Origin of the sequence: Paramagnetospirillum kuznetsovii (assembly GCF_003284725.1) — a bacterium.
Lineage (GTDB): Bacteria > Pseudomonadota > Alphaproteobacteria > Rhodospirillales > Magnetospirillaceae > Phaeospirillum > Phaeospirillum kuznetsovii.
Window position 1 is genome coordinate 170,490 of record NZ_PGTO01000002.1, and the last position, 18,097, is coordinate 188,586.

The following is an 18,097-nucleotide window of genomic DNA, read 5'->3' on the forward strand; positions in this document are numbered from 1 at the left end:
AGGGGAAAAGGCCTACTTCGTTTCCTCGAATAGCTCGCGGCCGATCAGCATGCGGCGGATCTCGCTGGTGCCCGCCCCGATCTCGTAGAGCTTGGCGTCGCGCAGCAGTCGGCCGGTGGCGTATTCGTTGATATAGCCGTTGCCGCCCAGGGTCTGGATCGCTTCCAGCGCCATCCAGGTCGCCTTCTCGGCGCCATAAAGGATGACCCCGGCGGCGTCCTTGCGGTTGGTCTCGCCCCGATCGCAGGCCTTGGCCACCGCGTAGGTATAGGCGCGGCAGGCGTTGAAGGTGGTGTACATGTCGGCCAGCTTGCCCTGCATCAGCTGGAACATGCCGATGGGCTGGCCGAACTGCTCGCGCTCGTGGACATAGGGAACCACGACATCCATGCAGGCGGCCATGATGCCCAGCGGGCCGCCGGTCAGCACGACCCGCTCGTAGTCCAGTCCGCTCATCAGCACGTTGACGCCCTTGCCGACGGCGTTCAGCACGTTTTCTTCCGGCACCTCGCAATCCTGGAACACCAGCTCGCCGGTGTTGGAGCCGCGCATGCCCAGCTTGTCCAGCTTTTGGGCCACCGAGAAGCCCTTGAAATTCTTCTCCACCAGGAAGGCGGTGATGCCGCGCGGCCCGGCGCTGATATCGGTCTTGGCATAGACCACGATCACGTCGGCGTCGGGGCCGTTGGTGATCCACATCTTGGTGCCGTTAAGGATATAGCGGTCGCCCTTCTTCTCCGCCTTCAGCTTCATGCTGACCACGTCGGACCCGGCATTGGGCTCGCTCATGGCGAGCGCGCCGATATATTCGCCGCTGATCAGCTTGGGCAGATACTTCTTCTTCTGGGCCTCGGTGCCGTTGCGGCGGATCTGGTTGACGCACAGATTGGAATGCGCTCCGTAGGACAGGCCCACCGAGGCGGAAGCGCGGCTGATCTCTTCCATGGCGATCACGTGTTCCAGATAGCCCATGGCCGAACCGCCGTATTCCTCCTCCGCCGTCACGCCCAGCAGGCCCATCTCGCCCAGCTTGCGCCACAGATGGTTGGGGAACTCGTTGCTGCGGTCGATCTCGGCCGCCAGGGGGGCGATGGTCTCGGCGGCGAAGGCCGCCACTGAATCGCGCAGCATGTCGGCGGTTTCGCCCAGATCGAAATTCAGCGCGGAATTGAAACCCGACATCGTGCAGTCCCCTTCATTCGGCAAGTGACGTTAAACGAGCATACGTTTTTTTAATCCCGCCGCAAGTGGATTCAGTTCAGGCCCACCAGCCATATCCACGCGGGCAGGATCAGGGCGGCGGCCAGGGTCTGGACCGACAGCATGGTGGCCACCAGCGGCGCGTCCCCCCCCATCTGGCGGGCCAGGACATAGGAGGCGGGAGCGGCGGGCAGGCCCGTATAGAGAATGCAGATGGCCAGCGGAATTCCGCCCAAATCGGCGGTCACTCCCAATCCCCACACCACCAAGGGCAGGAGCGCCATCTTGAGCAGGATCGACAGCAAGACGGCGGGACCGGCCGTCTTGGCGGCATGCAGGCTGAGCCCGGCGCCCACCGCCAGCAGGCCCAGCGGCAGCGATGCCCCGGCGAGGATACGCAGCACCGCGTCCAGCGGCGGTGCCAGGCCGATTCCGCCGAGGTTGAGGCCTATTCCGACCAGACAGGACAAGATCAGGGGATTGCGCAAGATGGGCAAGATCACTGCCTTCCAGCGAAATCCGCCATCCTGGGGGCTTGCCGCCCAGCGCAGCATGGCCATGACGCACAGCACGTTCGCCAGGGGGATGACGGTGGCGAGGCAGACGGCGGTCAAGGCCACGCCTTCGCCGCCCCACAGGCCCGAGGCGATGGCAAGGCCCACATAGGTGTTCGGCCGCAGCGAGCACTGGAACAAGGAGGTGAGGCCGGGGCCGTCCAGGCGCATGGCCGGATTCAGCAGCCAACGGGAAGTCAGGGCGATGCCGACGGCCACCGCCGTCACGCCGAGGGCAAGGACGGCGGCCATTGCTCCCACTGGCAGGCCGGTCAGACGAGCCCTGGCCAGCCCACCCACCAAGAGGGCGGGCAGCAGGATGTAATAGGTGACGCGCTCTGCTCCCGGCCAGAAGCCGTCGTCCACCCAGCGACGCGCCCGCAACTGATGGCCAAGGGCGATCAGGACGACGATGGGAAGCAGGGCGGCCAGGACGGCGCCCATCTCAATGCTCGATCCCGTGCTCCTGAAGAATGGCCTTGGCGTCGGCCAATTCCTTGCCCATGGCCCGCATGGAACTCAGCAGCGACAGGATCAGGCTGTTCAGTCCCGGCGGCGCCTGTTCCATCATGGCGCGGATGGCCTCCTTCTCCAAAACGAGGCAGGTGACGTCTTCGTCGGCGATGGCGCCCGCCATGCGCGGCGAATCATCCATCATGGACAACTCGCCGAACACCTGGAACGGCCGGACATGACCGATGGTGACCTTCTTGCCGCCGACGGTCTTGAAGATGCGCACGGTGCCTTGTTGCAGCATATAGGCCTTGTCGCCGACCTCGCCCTCGCGAAAGATCACGCTCGCCTTGGCGAAGCTGCGGCGTTCCGGGGCACGACTTTTCTGTTCGCTCATATTCGGATCCCCTGCCTTCACAGTTTGGGCCATCCCAGTCCGGCCGCCAGCATAGCGCGAGCGAGGGCGGGAGTCAGGTTGCTCATGACCGGCGGCAGGAGTACCCTTGAAAAAAAGATAAAGCGTTTCTCTCGAGGGAGGAAAAGCCCATGGGCAAGATGCATAAGGTCGCCTTGGCCCTGCAGGGCGGCGGCGTGCACGGCGCATTCACCTGGGGGGTGTTGGACGCCCTGCTGGATGAGGCGGCGGAGGGTAACATCGATATCGTGGGCGTCAGCGGCTCGTCGTCGGGCGCCTTGACCGCGACCGCGCTGGCTTACGGCTTTCACGAAGGCGCCGCGCTTCCGGGCCCCGCTACGGCGCGCACGCGGCGCATGGTCGAGGCGGCGCGCGGCAAGATGCGGGAATTGTGGGAGACGGTGGCGCGCACCGCCTTTTGGGGGGGAAACCCCTTCGTTGCCGCCATCGGCATGGCGGCGGACTGGAATATCGACGACATGCCGTCGGCCCGTTGGGCCGATGTATCCCTCTCCTCGGGCCATCCTACCGAAACCGGGCTGAACGCCACCCTGACCACGGTGCTGCGCGAGGTGCTGCCGCAAATTCCCGCCATCTTCGCCCTGCCGCAGGCGGGAACGCCCATGCTGGTGGTGGCCGCCACCGACGTGGCGGAGTGCCGCAGGCAGTTGTTCATCGACGGGGCCGTCTCGCCCGACGTCATCAAGGCCACCAATGCGCAGCCGACCCATTTCCAGACCGCCACCATCGGCGGCCGTGCCTATTGGGACGGCGGCTATATGGGCAATCCACCGCTGACGCCGCTGATCGAGGGCCTGCGCGAGAACGAGGCCCATGACCTGCTGGTGGTCACCATGAATCCGCTCAGGCGGGACGGCGCGCCGCACGGCCCGCGTGAAATCCTCGACCGCCTCAACGAGGTGACGTTCAACTCCTCGCTGATCCACGAGGTCAACGCCATCGAGACCATCAACCGCCTGATCGATGCGGGCATGGTCAAGGATCCGCCCGCCCGCCAGCGGCCCTATCACCGCATCAACCTGCACCGGGTCCATGCTGACGAGGAAATCGCGAAGCTGGGGATCTATTCCAAGGACGCACCGGCCTGGGACTTCCTGGTCCATCTGCGCGACCTGGGACGCCAAGCCTTCAAGGCGGCATGGCCCCAGATCAAGCCGGCGCTGGGCAAGTCGTCGTCCTGGGACACCACCGCCATGTGCGACAGCATCCTGGCCCGCAAGGCGATCACCACGCGGGAGAGGTGATCGCCTATTCCGGCAGCGGGGTCGCGCCCGCCACGCTCATGCCCAGCCAGCCGACGCTGGCGCCGATGACTTCGGGCGTGCCCAGCAAGGACAATTCCTCCACCGGATGGGGCAGGACCGCCAGACTGGCCTCGGCGTCATGCCAGTCGGAGGCGACCTTGTCGCGGATATCGGGCAGCACCCAATGCAGCCGGGGCGGCGCGTCCGGCCGGGTCAGATCGGGCAACCCCACCGCGCCGACCACCTTATTGGTCAGGAAGCCCAAGGGCTGGCCGGGGCGGCCGGTCAGGGTCAGCTTCGCCTCGATCAGGCGGCGTTCCTTCACGCTCAGCGACGCGCCCAGGCGATTGCCCGCCTTGATCTTGGCAGCGGCGGCATGGTCGATGGGCAGCGAGCGGGTCATATGGGTGGTCCCCAGCTTCTTGGGCCAGCCCTGCAAAAGACCGCGCAACAGGGAGATATCCTGATCCACCCAGATGAAGGGGCAGTAATTGTACAGGCTTCCGTCGGGCCGCTCGATCTCGGTGATGACGATGGTCTCGCGGTACTGGGAATAAACCGGGTCCAACAGTTCCGAACCGTCGGTGGTGGCCTGCCAGTCGGCGAAATGGATGCAGCCCTTGCCGGTCAGGCGACCCAACCGCGCCGGAACCAGTTCGGCGCCATGGGTGGTGTCCAAGCGCACCCCCACATTGATCAGCCAACCGGCATAGTGCCATGGCGGCGGCGGCACCAGGGCGGCGCGGCCGCTGGCGGTGAAGGGGGCGGTGAAGCTCGCGAAGGTCTTGTCCATGACTGTCTCCCGCTGACCTGGGGTGGACGGTAGCAAGGGCGTGGTGGGCTGTCAAAGGAGCCGGTCCCGCTTGACCACGGGCATGGGCTCCGCCATCCTGGCACGCCATGGATGAAGTGACGCGCCAGATTTCCGCGATTGAACGACTGGACTGGCTGCGTCTGATCCGCAGCGAGAACGTGGGTCCGCGCACCTTCACGCGGCTGTTGGAGCGGTTCGGGTCCGCCGCCAGCGCCTTGGCCGCATTGCCCGATCTGGCCAAGCGCGGCGGATCGCGCCGCCCTATCGTCTTGTGTTCCAAGGCCGATGCCGAACGGGAACTGGCCCGGGCCGAGCGGCTGGGGCTGCGCTATCTGGCGACGGTGGAACCGGGCTATCCCCGCGCTCTGGCGGCCACCGAGGACGCACCGCCGCTGCTGACCGTCTTGGGGAATGCCTCCCTGCTGACCAAGCCCATGGTCGCCATGGTGGGGGCGCGCAACGCCTCGCTCAACGGCCGCAATTTCGCCCGCAAGCTGGCGGCCGAGCTGGGGCGTTCCGGCATGGTGGTGGCAAGCGGCATGGCGCGCGGCATCGACACGGCGGCCCATCAAGGGGCCTTGGCCTTTGGAACCGTGGCGGTTCTTGCCGGTGGCGCCGAGGTGGTCTATCCGCCCGAGAACGACGGTCTGTGGCGCGAGATCGTCGAGACCGGCGTGGTTGTCTCGGAAATGCCGCCGGGCACACAGCCCCAGGCCAGCCACTTTCCCCGCCGCAACCGCATCATCTCGGGCCTGTCGCTGGGCGTGGTGGTGGTGGAGGCCAATGCGCGGTCGGGCTCGCTGATCACGGCGCGCTTCGCCGCCGATCAGGGCCGCGAGGTCTTCGCGGTGCCGGGCTCGCCCATGGACCCCCGCGCCGCCGGACCCAATGACCTGATCCGCCACGGCGCCACCCTGACGGAAAGCGCCGAGGATGTTCTGAACGTTTTGTCCGACCTATTGCGGCGGCCCTTGTCCGAGGGCAGAAAGGCCGATTACCGGGCCCAGAACGTGGCGATTCCCGGCGAGGAAGAGGTGGATCGGGCGCGGGTCGATATCCTCGAACTGCTGGGGCCGTCCGCCGTGACGGTTGACGACATGTACCGACGCTTATTGGGGGAGCCAAGAAAACCTAGGAAAACAGCCACTTTCAGCCACCTAAGAATAGCCGCATAAGGCGAAAATAAGCAACCGGCAAGCCGACATGTCTGGACGGCTGACACATGAAAAAGCCCCCAACTTTAATCGGGGGCTTTTTGCTGGAGCGTCATCCGTCAATTGCGGCGTCACGGCAGTTGGTTCGTGCTGTTCACCTTTTTAGAGTCAACCCAGAGAATTAAGTCGGATCGTTTGTATAGAACCCGACCGTTCGCAAAAGGCTTACTGAAAGGTGGTCCACCGCCAAGACGGCGATAGCGTTCAAGTGTGTATGGGTGGTTCCTAAGAAGCATAGCTGCTTCCTTCGGAGTTAGGTATTCATCATCTTTGTCCATTCTATTCCCCTATTCAATTTCACAGTTTTGTATACGCCTGAACAATGAATAGTTCAATCGCGTGCCAACACATTTACCGTCAACTCAAAGCGGCAAACAATATGGCCCCCATGAAATTCAATTTCTTTTTGGGTTATCGTGGCCTGGATGCAACAGGCCGGTCCCCCCCTTCTTTGAATCCGACACTATCCCCTCCACCTCAAGGCAGGCCTTCCTGACCAGTGCCATGTCGTGAGGATCGCTCAGCCAGACGATGACGGCGACGAACCCGATGTGTTTCAGCACCGTTCGCCAATGGATGTCGGACAATTCGCCACCGCCGTTGTCGGTCAGCACTACCTCGCCCAGCCGATCCTTCATGGCCTCTTCCAGGTAGCTCAGTCCTTCGTCATCGACTGCCAACATGATCGAGCAGGGGTAGGTTTCCGATAGCCCCGCCAACCGACGCTCGATGTCGGCAACAAGAGCGAGTTCTGCTTTAGCTTTTGTCATCGGGAAACTCAGCAGGAACAAAGCAGTTTTCGCAGATGATCTTGTTAGTTAAGGTTATTAGATAAAAAATACCACCACATTTTGGGCACGTCTTTGCGTATTGGTCTGGGTTTAGCTCTCGATCCTTCGGGAAATTAACTACTTCATGCATTGAATTGTTCATGATGCACCTCGCTTTCATGTTTATTTATGCTGCGAGTGCAGTCTTGCGTCCCAGTCCCGGAAATGGTGCAGGAACCATTGATTCTGGCACCTGCACCATCAGCCCGCTCGTCCTCACCGAGCGGTGGTCAATGTGGCTTCTGACGGAGCAATCGCTTGATTTGAGACCGAATGTTCCGCGAGGTTCTCCAGTTGGAGTTGGTTGAAGCCGTAATGCAGATCATTCCTGTCTCCCGGTGGACAAGGCGGTAGTGGCCTCCAGCCGTTAATTCCAAATCCCAATCCGCCCCGAACGTTTGTCGTAGTTCACGCTCGAACTTCTTCATGGCCGTTAATCCAACTGGTCGGCAACGCAGGTCCAGGTCGGATCATCCTTGGCAAAAGCCCAGAGGGCGGTGATGCAGCCGCGATACCAGTCACTGGCCTTGCCCATGTCCATACCCTTGATGAAGTAGTGATCCAGAGCGTTCGGGTCATCCTGGAGGGCAACGGCCAACTGGCTATAGACCACTGCCGAGACAAAGATGCCGTACTGGCTCGGGGTCATGGTGGCGGAAGCCCCATTGTCACTCCGCTCAACCGTCTCAGGGTTAGGCACGAACGGAATGGGGATCAGGTGCTTTCCTGCCTTCAGGTAGCCCCAGCTTGCGATCTTAAGCGGGATCAGCTTGGCAAAAACAGTGTGCCACCTCTGCGGAAATCCACCGAAGATGGAGGAATATTCTTGGAGATAGAGTAAAATCGTATCGTCTGAGAATTCAACGCTATCATTTGGCATGAATAGCGTCGCATTATCCGACGAAATCACAGTGTCGTAGAAGAGTGCTGTCGGAGTGTACGCAGGATCATCGTTAGTCGTTGCTTCTGATGTATTCTGATAGTTTGTTGTATTTGTGCTTCTCTGTGTCATAGTTTCTTTCTTTCGAAGGCGTGTTCCGCTTCATGATTGATTTGGATTTGGACGGGCTTCATGCCACGTCTGTTCAACGCCGCCATCGGGAGTGATGGATGGGAACGACCCATCGCCTGCGACTTTCGCCGCCGCTCTACGGTGAGCTACATCACCCAGTGATCGTCTGCCTGTCGGCATGGGGTCACGACCAAGACCCAACCACGTACCCTTCCTTGTCAGTCACAACGTTGGCCTTCACCTTCGAGGACCAGCCACGGCGATGGTTTGGCTTGACCGCCCGTTTATGGGCTGCTTTGAGCTTGGATATCTCCTGATGCAGGCGGTCAATCTCACTCATTTGCACATCGGCCACGGCTTCCCAATCGATAGAGGAACCGCCGATGTGACCGTCCCCCGTGCTGATCACGAGTTGGCTTGCGTGGATTCCCTTGGCGTTGAGTATGGCGGCGATCTTACCAATGGCCGTCAGCCGTTCTGGATCGGTTGCTGCGGGATCGAGTGCTGTGGCCAGCAGCTTTATGATTTTGTCCATTTGACTCACTCAATCAATCTGGCGTCGCATGCCATCATTGAAGATGGCATGCCGCACCTGATCATTATTGGGGCCGAATTAGGGAAGCGATTCAAAAGCCCGCATGCTCTCCCACTGCCTTTCGAGTGGGACGCCGTCAGCGACACTCTCTACCCCCCAGCAGAACCCAAGGATGACAGCTACCATATGGCGAACATCATCGTCGCCAAGCGTAGATAAGCCTTCAATCGCATTTTTATATAGACGCGATACGCGATCGTTGTGCTCACTTGTCAGGCAATCAATTTTTTCCGCTGGTTCGATGCAGTATTTTTGTGCCTCATTTGATGAGATTTGTTGTTCTTTGGCGTAGGCGGACAATTCAAAAATCATCACCGCAACACTAAAGTCGGTGATGTTTGACATCGTACCGCTGACTGCTGACATGATAAATTTAAACGTCTCGCAGTCGATGTTTTTGATAAAATTAGCTCGCAACATTTTCTCTCTCCTGACTGTGATGGCATTAAAGCTGTGCACTTGCTGCCCATAACCTGACTGGGGCACCGGCAACACCGATTACCAACCCCAACCAATATGGCTATAATGCCAGGAGCAAAATTCAGTCCTATGTGAGAGCAGCTTTTCCAAATTAGAGGGCTATGGCGATGTTTCCATCATCGGCAGTCATTTGTGAGTCGGGAGAATCGGCAGAATCTGATGCGTTTTCGTACTGCAAGTATGTGGCTCAGTGCTGCGGCATCCCCGTCGAGCGGCAAATTCAGGGGAGCGGCGATCTAGAAGACCAAATCCGCGATCTGCTTCGACAGGAAGACCTCATCGAAATCACTTTTGACACTCCAGCGTGGCACCCATTTATCGTACTGTTTGACAGTAGTGACCATATTTCTGATCAATTAATGGATTTATTTCTTCTGGAGCCAATTATTTTTTGTGATGCATTCTCTGTGTCGTCAAATCTATCACCTCCGATGTACTCTGTTGAAAATCCTTATCATCTTTTGCTTAATAGGCGGAACGTGCTTAATTGTTACCTAATGCTTCGTGGTGACTTCCAGAAGAGCAAAAAATCTGTACGACACCACGCCGTTGCTTATAAAATGCACGTTTACAATAAAATGATTGATATAATTGACGAAAAGAGGGTGTGGATGTCGGATGAATCGATTGGATACGCTCTTTGCGAAATCGGCTATATGTCGTCATGTGTTATTGATACAGAGACTGGTAGGGTTCTTTGGAACAGCAAAAATATAAAAGACTGTAGTGATTTAGATCTTACTTGTGGCCTCGACAGGGTTTTCTTTAACTTTCCAATTACCTTTATTAATATTGAAAATGCCGTTAACTCAATAAGCCGTGACAATGATCCTGTTGCAAAACTAATTGCGAAAAGGAGGCTTGATGTTAATTCTCGTCCAAAAGCATCAAAGACCAACGTCCTGTCACGGGTTGATGGCTCGCACATTCCATTCGACTCATCGTTAATTAGCAATTTACTTAAAGAACTAAATAAACGATCTGAGTGGGAGGAGGTAAAATTAAAATTCGGAACTCGCACTCGCACATCAAGGTAGGATGTAATATTTAGAATGCATTGATAAGACATTAAGCTGAACACTCCTGTCCTGGCATTATTTCTGAGCCGTGCAAATGTGTTCAGCCTGAATGTCACGGTTTCAATAAATTCTGGCAGTGTCTGCCTTCGGCGACGACGGAATGTCCGAAAAACGGACTCCTCGATGCTGCCAGTGGCGTTCGTTCTGATCGCAAGCCTTGCCACCATGACAGTTTCGGTCACCCATGCCGGTTTCATTTCTGATTCCTCGCTGACTCCTGGTTGCCCACGGGGCCGCCTATGGATACTCTGAGCAATTGAAAAGAGAGAATGCCATTCCGTAACGGGCGACAATGGCTGAACCGGGGAAATGTGGTCGTTGCTCGTGGCGGCGACCTGGGGGCTGAATGAGCTTGATCACGAATTACCACGCGAAGCTATTCGCACATGAGCTTCTGCGTCGGAAGTCTGTCGCCGATTCCGAAAAGCTGGCCGGTGCCCTGTTGGATGCCCAGGTTGACCTGAACCCGCATCAGGTCGAAGCGGCCCTTTTTGCATTCAAATCCCCCCTATCCAAGGGTGCGATTCTTGCCGATGAAGTCGGCCTCGGAAAGACCATCGAAGCAGGCTTGGTTCTGTCCCAGAAATGGAGCGAACGCCGCCGCTGCTTGCTGATCATCTGCCCCGCCAATTTGCGGAAACAGTGGTCCCAGGAATTGCAGGAAAAATTCTTCCTGCCGAGCATCATTCTGGAGTCGAAGAACTACAACCAGATGAAGAAGGATGGTGTTCGCCGCCCCTTCGAGAATCCGGCCATCATCCTGTGCTCCTTCCAATTTGCAGCACGGCACGCCGATGAATTGATGGTCATGCGTTGGGATTTGGTGGTCATCGACGAAGCCCATCGGCTCCGCAATGTCTATCGCCCCGACAACCGCATTGGGCGGGCCTTGAAGACGGCTCTTGCCAATGCTCCCAAGGTTCTGTTGACCGCGACCCCGCTCCAAAACTCATTGATGGAGCTTTACGGGTTGGTCAGCCTGATCGACGAATACACCTTCGGTGACGCCAAGAGCTTTCGTGCCCAATTCGCCCGTTTGAATGGCGATGAAATGTTCACCGAGCTAAAGGCCCGTCTCGCCCCAGTTTGCCATCGCACCCTGCGGCGGCAAGTGCTGGAATACATCCGCTACACCAATCGCCTGCCGCTCCTTCAGGAGTTCGTTCCGACCGAGGCCGAACAATCCCTGTATGACCTTGTTTCAGACTATCTGCGGCGGCCCAGCCTCCAGGCATTGCCATCCAGTCAACGCACCCTGATGACCCTGATCATGCGGAAGCTGCTGGCGTCGTCCACCTTCGCCATCGCGGGAGCATTGGACACCCTGGCCCGGAAACTTGAGCGGCAATTGAAGGATGACCGGAGCCTGCGGGAAAATCTTGAGGCGGAAGAGGTCGAGGAAATATCCACCGACTTCGAGGGATTGGCTGAAACCGCCGATGAATGGGTGGATGACGAAGAGGAACCCGCCCTTCTAAGCGATGACGATATCACGGCCATCGAACGGGAAATCGCGGACCTCCGAGCCTTCCGCAATCTGGCCGTATCGGTCACCGAAAACGCCAAGGGACTGGCATTGTTGAATGCCCTATCGGCTGGCTTTTCCAAGACCGCCGAATTGGGCGGGGCCGAGAAGGCCATCATCTTCACCGAGTCCCGCCGCACCCAGGAATATCTCGTCCAGTTGCTGGTCGCCAACGGCTACGAAGGCAAGATCGTCCTGTTCAACGGCACCAACGCCGATCCGCAATCGCGGACGATCTACGACATGTGGGTGGCCCGAAATAAGGACAACGACAAGGTAACGGGATCACGCACCGCCGACATGCGAGCCGCCCTGGTCGAACACTTCCGGGATACCGCCTCCATCATGATCGCCACCGAAGCGGCGGCGGAAGGCATCAATCTTCAATTCTGCTCCATGGTGGTGAATTACGACCTTCCTTGGAATCCCCAAAGAATCGAACAGAGAATTGGCCGCTGCCATCGTTACGGACAGAAATATGATGTGGTGGTGATCAATTTTCTAAACAAGAACAACGCTGCCGACATCCGCGTTCACCAGCTTCTGGCCGAAAAATTCAAGCTGTTCTCGGGGGTCTTCGGGGCCAGCGATGAAGTGCTGGGGGCGATTGAGTCTGGCGTCGATTTCGAAAAACGCATTGTCGCCATCTACCAGACTTGCCGCACAACGGTCGAGATCGAGTCGGCCTTCACCACCCTTCAGGCCGAAATGGACGAGCAGATCAAGGCCACGATGGATGATACCCGCCGCAAGCTTCTGGAGAACTTTGACGCAGAGGTCCATGACCGCCTGAAGATCAACCTGTCCCAGAGCCGCGAGTATATCGGCAGATACGAACACCTGCTTTGGATGATCGCCCGCCACGAACTTTCCGCCACCGCTGTGTTCGACGATGCCGGAATGTCCTTCGAACTTTCGAAAGGCCCATCTGGTGTTTCCGTGCCCATGGGGCATTACCATTTTTCCAAGGATGAGGTCCGAGGACATCGCCTTCGTCTCGGCCACCCTTTGGCCCAACATGTTCTAAAGATGGCGGCGGAGCGGCCCCTTGATGGGGCGGCCCTGGCCTTTGATTACTCCTCTTGGGGTCGTAAGGCGGCGGCGGTGGAACCGATGGTCGGCAAAGCTGGAACGCTGATCGCCCACCGTCTCTCGGTCACGGGATCGGACGAACAGGACCACATCATTCTGGCCGCCGTTATAGATGGCGGTAAAGCGGTTGATCCCGAAACCGCCAGAAGGCTATTCGAACTTCCATGCTCCATCACGGGGCACCAATCTGTTCCCGCTGCTCCTGCCGTCACCAAATCCATTGAGAAGCGGAAGGGTGAAATCCTTGAAGCCCTGGCTCAACGCCAATCGGCATGGTTTGACGAGGAAATCGACAAGCTTGATAAATGGGCCGATGACAAGCGGGCCGGGTTGAAATCCGACCTTCGCGAGTTCGAAGACGAGATCAAATCCCTGAAGAAGGAAGCTCGGCAAACCGGGAATCTGCCCGACAAGCTGGCCCTTCAAAGGAAGATCAAAGGGGTGGAGCAGAAGCGGGACGAAGCATGGCGGGAATATGATTCCTCCGCCAAGGTGCTCGAAGCCCAAAAAGATGATCTGCTCGATCAGGTGGAAGAACGCCTTCGCCAACAGGTGGCCGAGGAACAACTGTTTTCAATCCGATTTGCTGTTCAGTGAGACGGTGAAAGATCATGACCATGCCCGAAAAAATGTCGCTCACTTCCATGGATATCGCCGAAGCCAAGCTTGATCGCCTGAAAGAGGTTTTCCCGGAGGTGTTTGTGGAAGGAAAGGTCGATTTCGACCAGTTGAAGCGAGCTTTGGGGGAGTGGATTGATCCGGGTAAAGAGCGGTTCGGGCTGAACTGGCCGGGAAAAGCTGAATGCATGAAGATCATTCAGCAGCCAAGCGTAGCGACATTAAAGCCCGTGCGTGAAGAGTCTCTACGCTTCGATGAGACGGAAAATCTATTCATTGAAGGTGATAATCTGGAGGTCTTAAAGCTTCTACAGAAGTCGTATTTTGGCAAAGTAAAAATGATTTATATAGACCCCCCATACAACACGGGCAGTGAGTTCATTTACCCAGATAAGTTCTCCGAAACACTTGAGACATATCTTGCCTATTCTGGTCAGTCGGATGCCGATGGGCGTAAATTCTCCACAAATACGGAGGCATCAGGAAGATACCACTCTCGGTGGATGAGCATGATGTATCCAAGACTTTATCTGGCAAAAAACCTCCTCACGGATGGCGGCCTTATTTTCATAAGCATTGATGATAATGAGCAGGCAAATCTTAAAATAATGTGTGACCAAATATTTGGAGAAGAAAATTTCCTTGCGTCAGTTGCGTGGGAAAAGCGGTATACAAGAAGCAATAATGCGAGAATGTTCTATTCACTAAAAGATTTTATATTAGTTTATAGGAAGAGTGAGGCCATCAGCTTTTTGCGTGAAGTGAGGGGCGAGAAGGCACAATCACTATACTCAAATCCAGACGACGATCCGAGAGGTGTGTGGGCAAGCTCTTCGTATGTAAACCCGGCAACGAAAGAAGAGCGGAGAAACCTCGCCTATAAAATCACAAACCCATTTACTGGGGAAATTATAGAGCATCCAACACATGCCTGGAAATATGAACCGAAAGAACACCAGCGTCATGTTGATGAAAATCGCTTGTGGTGGGGAAAATCTGGAGAAGCAAAATATCCAAGGCTAAAGAATTTCTTGAGCGAAATGGACGATGGGATGGTCCCCATCGACTTGTGGGATTACAAATCAACCGGAACAACTGACGAAGGTGGGTTGCAAGTCAAAGAGTTGTTTGGAGAAGCAATCTTTGACAATCCTAAGCCGACCAAACTGATACAGAGGATGCTTGATATGGCAACAGCCTCTCAGAGCGAAGATATCATTTTGGATTTTTTTGCTGGTTCAGCAACGACAGCACACGCCGTGATAGCAGCCAATAATGCAGATGGTGGAAACCGACGATTCATAATGGTCCAGCTTCCAGAGCCGACAGGGCGGGAAGATTTTGTAACAATTGCCGAAATATCCAAGGAGCGTATCCGCCGAGTAGCCAGGAAAATTGAGGGCGAAAAGGCCGGGACACTTGAGCTTGAGGATCGTAAAAAAATTGATTCCGGGTTTAAGTCATTTAAGCTCGATAAATCAAACTTCAAAGTTTGGAGTGGTGAATTTGAAGAAAATAAGGATGTCGGCAGACAGATAGAAATGCACATTGATCATTTGCAAAATGATAGTAGTGCAGATGATATTCTATATGAGCTTCTATTGAAGTCTGGATTTTCACTCACAACAAAAGTTGAATCCATTGATATGGCCGGGAAGAAAGTCTTCTCCATAGAAGATGGAGCTTTGCTAATCTACCTTGAGCGGGAGATTTCAATTGAGATGATTAACGCATTGGCCGACGCCAACCCGCTTCAGGTTATTTGCCTGGATGAAGCATTCAAAGGCAATGACCAGCTAAAAGCCAACGCGGTTCAAACCTTTAAAGCCAGAGCGGCTTCTCAGGAAAGCGAGATTGTGTTCAAGACGGTGTGACGCCATGGATGATTCGATGTTTCTTGCGTCAAACGCCGTTGCCACAAACAGATTTGCGTCCGAGGAATTGTTCAATCCCAGACACAACGCCGCTTGTGGTTTGAAATTGGGACACAAAAAATGAAGCTCAAATTCGACCCCTCCTTGGAATATCAGCAGGACGCGATCAATGCCGTGGTCGATGCCTTCGCCGGGCAGCCACCGGCACAGACCGGGGCCATGGCGTTTCAATCCCTTCAAATCGGCGGGCTATTCCAGAACGAGTTGGGAATGGGCAACCATTTCAATCTGTCCGATGATGCCATCCTGAGCAATATCCACCGTGTTCAGGAACGAAATGATATTGAACAGGTTGCGGGGCTTCAGGGCCGGGAATTCTCGGTCGAGATGGAGACGGGGACGGGCAAGACCTACATCTACCTCCGGTCCATCTTCGAGTTGAACAAGACCTATGGCTTCAAGAAATTCATCATCGTCGTTCCCAGTGTCGCCGTCCGTGAAGGCGTGCTGAAGAGCATTGATGTGATGAAGGAGCATTTCCAGACCCTCTACGACAAGGTGCCCTTCGACCACTTCGTCTACGACTCCAAACGCCTCACGAAAGTTCGGCAGTTCGCGTCAAGCAACCAAGTTCAGATCATGATCATCAACATCCAGTCGTTCCAGAAGGATGTCCCCGACAAGGATGTGTCGGAGATGACCGAGGACGAGTTGAAGAAGCTGAATGTCATCAATCGTGAGAGCGACCGCATGTCGGGCCGCAAGCCCATCGAATTCATCCAGGCGACCACCCCCATCGTCATCATCGACGAACCGCAAAGCGTGGATAGCACCCCGAAATCCAAGCGGGCCATCGCCAATTTGAACCCGGCGGCGACCCTGCGATACAGTGCCACTCACAAAGACCCCTACAACCTTCTTTACCGTCTTGATCCCGTCAAAGCCTACGATTTGCGGCTGGTGAAGCGGATCGAAGTTGCGTCGATCCAGTCCGACGACAACTTCAACGACGCCTATGTCAAGCTCCTGAAGGTGGACAATTCCAACGGCATCAAGGCCCAGGTGGAGTTCCATAAGGAAGGGCCGAACGGCCCCATACCGACCAAGGCGTGGGTAAAGAAGGGCGACGATCTGTATGTCAAATCCGGGGAGCGGCACAGCTACCGGCAGGGCTACATCGTCCAGACCATCGATTGCACCCCAGGGTCAGAGATCATTGAGTTCAACCAGGGCCGGTTTCTCGAACTGGGGCAGGAAATTGGCGGATTGGGCGAGGATGTAATGAAGGCCCAGGTCCGCGAAACGGTGGAACAGCACCTGCGGAAGGAGCGGGCCTTCAAGGGCAAAGGCATCAAGGTTTTGTCCCTGATTTTCATCGACAAGGTTTCCAACTACCGCGTCTACAACGACGATGGAACCGTGGGCCTGGGCAAGATCGGCCAGTGGTTCGAGGAAGCCTATGCCGAACTGACGGCGAAGCCGCTCTTCAAGGGGCTAATCCCATTCGAGGTCGCTCAAGTCCACAATGGCTATTTTTCCCAGGACAAACAGGGCAAGCCCAAGGATACCAGCGGTAAAACCGCCGATGACGAGGGCACCTACTCCCTGATCATGCGGGATAAGGAACGCCTTCTTGACCCCGCCGAACCTCTGCGGTTCATCTTCTCCCATTCCGCCCTTCGGGAAGGTTGGGACAATCCCAATGTCTTCCAAATCTGCACCCTTAACGAATCGCAATCGGTGGATCGGAAGCGGCAAGAAATTGGTCGCGGTCTCCGCCTGCCGGTGAACGATAAGGGCGAGCGGGTGCATGACGAGGCCATCAACCGGCTGACCGTTATTGCCAATGAGTCCTACGAGGATTTCGCCCGCAAGCTCCAGACCGAATTCGAGGAGGATTTTGGTATCCGTTTTGGCCGGATCGAGAAGATTGATTTTGCCAAACTGACCCGCGTGGCCGACGACGGCAAGGACGCCCATATCGGCCAGGAAGCATCGGGCCGCATCTGGTCCGAATTGAAGGATAATGGCTACATCAATGCGGCGGGCGAGATTCTGGAAAAGTTCGACCCGAAGAATCCCCATTTCGAACTGAAGCTTTCTCCCGCATTCGCCGACCTGAAGGCCGAGATCGTGGACGAGCTTCAGAAGCGTCTATTCAAGAACCGGGTGGTCAATGCCCGCGAGAGGAAGACCGTTAACTTCCGCAAGGAAGTCCACCTCAGCGAGGATTTCCGCACCCTATGGAGCAAGATCAGTCAGCGGACCCGCTATCGGGTTTCCTTTGAAACCGCTGATCTCATCGCCAAGGCCGTCACCCGGATCAAAGAGAACATCCCCAAGATCGAGCCTGCTCGGATCACCATCAGCAAGCGGGACATCGACATCACCGAGGCCGGGGTCGCGGCGGACAGGGAACTGGATTCCCGCACCTATGATGCTGAACCCGTGAAGGTGCTTCCTGACATCCTGGGCTATCTCCAGAACGAAACGGAACTGACCCGTCATACCCTGGTTGAAATCCTGAAGCAGTGCGGGCGGTTGGACGAATTCAAGATCAACCCGCAATCGTTCATGTCTCAGGTGGGCAAACAGATCGCCGCCGCCCTGCATGACCTGATGCTCCAGGGCATTCAATATGAGCAGGTGGCCGGGCAGCATTGGGAAATGAGCCGAATCGAGCAGGACGCCGAAGAGGGCATCGTTCGCTACCTCAGCAATCTCTACGAGGTCCAGAACAAGGAAAAATGCCTGTTCGATCACATCGAATACGAGTCCGAGGTCGAGCGGCAGTTTGCCAAGGATTTGGACAGCAACATCAATGTGAAGATGTTCATCAAGCTGCCGTCCTGGTTCCGCATCGATACCCCCATCGGCCCCTATAATCCCGACTGGGCTTTCGTGACCGAACGGGATGAAAAGCTCTATTTCGTCCGGGAAACCAAAAGCACCTTGGACAAGGACGAGCGGCGGTCGAAGGAAAATCAGAAGATTGCCTGTGGCGTGCGGCACTTCGAAAAGATCGGTGTGGATTTTGGGGTAGTCACCGGACTGAAGGATGTAAAATTCTGATATGA

15 protein-coding genes and 1 pseudogene are annotated in these 18,097 nt (G+C 56.4%); 7 read left to right on the forward strand and 9 right to left on the reverse strand.

From position 1 onward, the window contains the following. Positions 1-12: 12 nt before the first annotated feature. From CU669_RS03415 to CU669_RS03425, 3 genes are all read right to left on the reverse strand, one after another. Complete coding sequence (locus CU669_RS03415) at positions 13-1,182, reverse strand: isovaleryl-CoA dehydrogenase (protein ID WP_112142417.1); 1,170 nt, start codon at positions 1,180-1,182, stop codon at positions 13-15. A 71-nt stretch (positions 1,183-1,253) separates the two neighbouring features. Beyond that, complete coding sequence (locus CU669_RS03420) at positions 1,254-2,198, reverse strand: AEC family transporter (RefSeq protein ID WP_112142418.1); 945 nt, start codon at positions 2,196-2,198, stop codon at positions 1,254-1,256. A gap of 1 nt (position 2,199) precedes the next feature. After that, the gene (locus CU669_RS03425) at positions 2,200-2,604 is read right to left on the reverse strand and encodes a cyclic nucleotide-binding domain-containing protein (RefSeq protein ID WP_112142419.1); all 405 of its coding nucleotides are present in this window, start codon (positions 2,602-2,604) and stop codon (positions 2,200-2,202) included. Between the two features lie 149 nt (positions 2,605-2,753). Between CU669_RS03425 and CU669_RS03430 the strand changes: the two genes are divergently transcribed. Then, positions 2,754-3,887: a patatin-like phospholipase family protein gene (locus tag CU669_RS03430; RefSeq protein ID WP_112142420.1), complete on the forward strand. Its 1,134-nt coding sequence runs from the start codon at positions 2,754-2,756 to the stop codon at positions 3,885-3,887. Between the two features lie 4 nt (positions 3,888-3,891). Here CU669_RS03430 and CU669_RS03435 read toward each other — a convergent pair whose 3' ends face one another. After that, positions 3,892-4,680: an acetoacetate decarboxylase family protein gene (locus CU669_RS03435; RefSeq protein ID WP_112142421.1), complete on the reverse strand. Its 789-nt coding sequence runs from the start codon at positions 4,678-4,680 to the stop codon at positions 3,892-3,894. A 107-nt stretch (positions 4,681-4,787) separates the two neighbouring features. Between CU669_RS03435 and dprA the strand changes: the two genes are divergently transcribed. Beyond that, positions 4,788-5,876: a DNA-processing protein DprA gene (gene dprA / locus CU669_RS03440; RefSeq protein ID WP_112142422.1), complete on the forward strand. Its 1,089-nt coding sequence runs from the start codon at positions 4,788-4,790 to the stop codon at positions 5,874-5,876. Positions 5,877-5,986: 110 nt separating this feature from the next. Here dprA and CU669_RS22125 read toward each other — a convergent pair whose 3' ends face one another. The 5 genes from CU669_RS22125 to CU669_RS03465 all read right to left on the reverse strand — a co-directional run bounded on the left by CU669_RS22125 (position 5,987) and on the right by CU669_RS03465 (position 8,772). Then, positions 5,987-6,193: a helix-turn-helix domain-containing protein gene (locus tag CU669_RS22125; protein WP_112142423.1), complete on the reverse strand. Its 207-nt coding sequence runs from the start codon at positions 6,191-6,193 to the stop codon at positions 5,987-5,989. 117 nt (positions 6,194-6,310) lie between these two features. Beyond that, positions 6,311-6,706 carry a hypothetical protein gene (locus tag CU669_RS03450; protein ID WP_239988514.1) on the reverse strand — a complete coding sequence of 132 codons (396 nt, stop codon included), beginning with the start codon at positions 6,704-6,706 and terminating at the stop codon, positions 6,311-6,313. Between the two features lie 472 nt (positions 6,707-7,178). Further along, a complete protein-coding gene (locus CU669_RS03455; RefSeq protein WP_146747653.1) occupies positions 7,179-7,757 on the reverse strand; it encodes a hypothetical protein in 579 nt (192 codons plus the stop codon). A gap of 184 nt (positions 7,758-7,941) precedes the next feature. Beyond that, positions 7,942-8,292, reverse strand: a complete 351-nt coding sequence (locus CU669_RS03460; protein ID WP_112142425.1) for a hypothetical protein — start codon at positions 8,290-8,292, stop codon at positions 7,942-7,944. A 78-nt stretch (positions 8,293-8,370) separates the two neighbouring features. Continuing rightward, positions 8,371-8,772, reverse strand: a complete 402-nt coding sequence (locus CU669_RS03465; RefSeq protein WP_146747654.1) for a hypothetical protein — start codon at positions 8,770-8,772, stop codon at positions 8,371-8,373. Positions 8,773-8,933: 161 nt separating this feature from the next. On the opposite strand from CU669_RS03465, the gene CU669_RS21010 reads away from it, so the two are divergent. From CU669_RS21010 to CU669_RS03480, 5 genes and pseudogenes are all read left to right on the forward strand, one after another. Beyond that, positions 8,934-9,869 (forward strand): hypothetical protein, encoded by a 936-nt coding sequence (locus CU669_RS21010; protein WP_146747655.1) that lies wholly within the window; start codon positions 8,934-8,936, stop codon positions 9,867-9,869. Between the two features lie 388 nt (positions 9,870-10,257). Further along, positions 10,258-10,971 (forward strand): annotated as a pseudogene (locus tag CU669_RS21730) (SNF2-related protein); the annotation flags it as partial. 255 nt (positions 10,972-11,226) lie between these two features. Further along, the gene (locus tag CU669_RS03470; protein WP_239988541.1) at positions 11,227-13,125 is read left to right on the forward strand and encodes a helicase-related protein; all 1,899 of its coding nucleotides are present in this window, start codon (positions 11,227-11,229) and stop codon (positions 13,123-13,125) included. A gap of 14 nt (positions 13,126-13,139) precedes the next feature. Continuing rightward, a complete protein-coding gene (locus CU669_RS03475) occupies positions 13,140-15,020 on the forward strand; it encodes a site-specific DNA-methyltransferase (RefSeq protein ID WP_112142427.1) in 1,881 nt (626 codons plus the stop codon). Positions 15,021-15,140: 120 nt separating this feature from the next. Further along, the gene (locus tag CU669_RS03480; protein WP_112142428.1) at positions 15,141-18,092 is read left to right on the forward strand and encodes a restriction endonuclease; all 2,952 of its coding nucleotides are present in this window, start codon (positions 15,141-15,143) and stop codon (positions 18,090-18,092) included. The last annotated feature ends 5 nt before the right edge of the window (positions 18,093-18,097 follow it).

Bases quoted from the DNA above. Each gene is read 5' to 3' on its own strand.
- CU669_RS03415 (WP_112142417.1), bottom strand. From the start codon at position 1,182: ATGTCGGGTTTCAATTCCGCGCTGAATTTCGATCTGGGCGAAACCGCC.
- CU669_RS03420 (WP_112142418.1), bottom strand. From the start codon at position 2,198: ATGGGCGCCGTCCTGGCCGCCCTGCTTCCCATCGTCGTCCTGATCGCC.
- CU669_RS03425 (WP_112142419.1), bottom strand. From the start codon at position 2,604: ATGAGCGAACAGAAAAGTCGTGCCCCGGAACGCCGCAGCTTCGCCAAG.
- CU669_RS03430 (WP_112142420.1), top strand. From the start codon at position 2,754: ATGGGCAAGATGCATAAGGTCGCCTTGGCCCTGCAGGGCGGCGGCGTG.
- CU669_RS03435 (WP_112142421.1), bottom strand. From the start codon at position 4,680: ATGGACAAGACCTTCGCGAGCTTCACCGCCCCCTTCACCGCCAGCGGC.
- dprA (WP_112142422.1), top strand. From the start codon at position 4,788: ATGGATGAAGTGACGCGCCAGATTTCCGCGATTGAACGACTGGACTGG.
- CU669_RS22125 (WP_112142423.1), bottom strand. From the start codon at position 6,193: ATGGACAAAGATGATGAATACCTAACTCCGAAGGAAGCAGCTATGCTT.
- CU669_RS03455 (WP_146747653.1), bottom strand. From the start codon at position 7,757: ATGACACAGAGAAGCACAAATACAACAAACTATCAGAATACATCAGAA.
- CU669_RS03460 (WP_112142425.1), bottom strand. From the start codon at position 8,292: ATGGACAAAATCATAAAGCTGCTGGCCACAGCACTCGATCCCGCAGCA.
- CU669_RS03465 (WP_146747654.1), bottom strand. From the start codon at position 8,772: ATGTTGCGAGCTAATTTTATCAAAAACATCGACTGCGAGACGTTTAAA.
- CU669_RS21010 (WP_146747655.1), top strand. From the start codon at position 8,934: ATGGCGATGTTTCCATCATCGGCAGTCATTTGTGAGTCGGGAGAATCG.
- CU669_RS03475 (WP_112142427.1), top strand. From the start codon at position 13,140: ATGACCATGCCCGAAAAAATGTCGCTCACTTCCATGGATATCGCCGAA.
- CU669_RS03480 (WP_112142428.1), top strand. From the start codon at position 15,141: ATGAAGCTCAAATTCGACCCCTCCTTGGAATATCAGCAGGACGCGATC.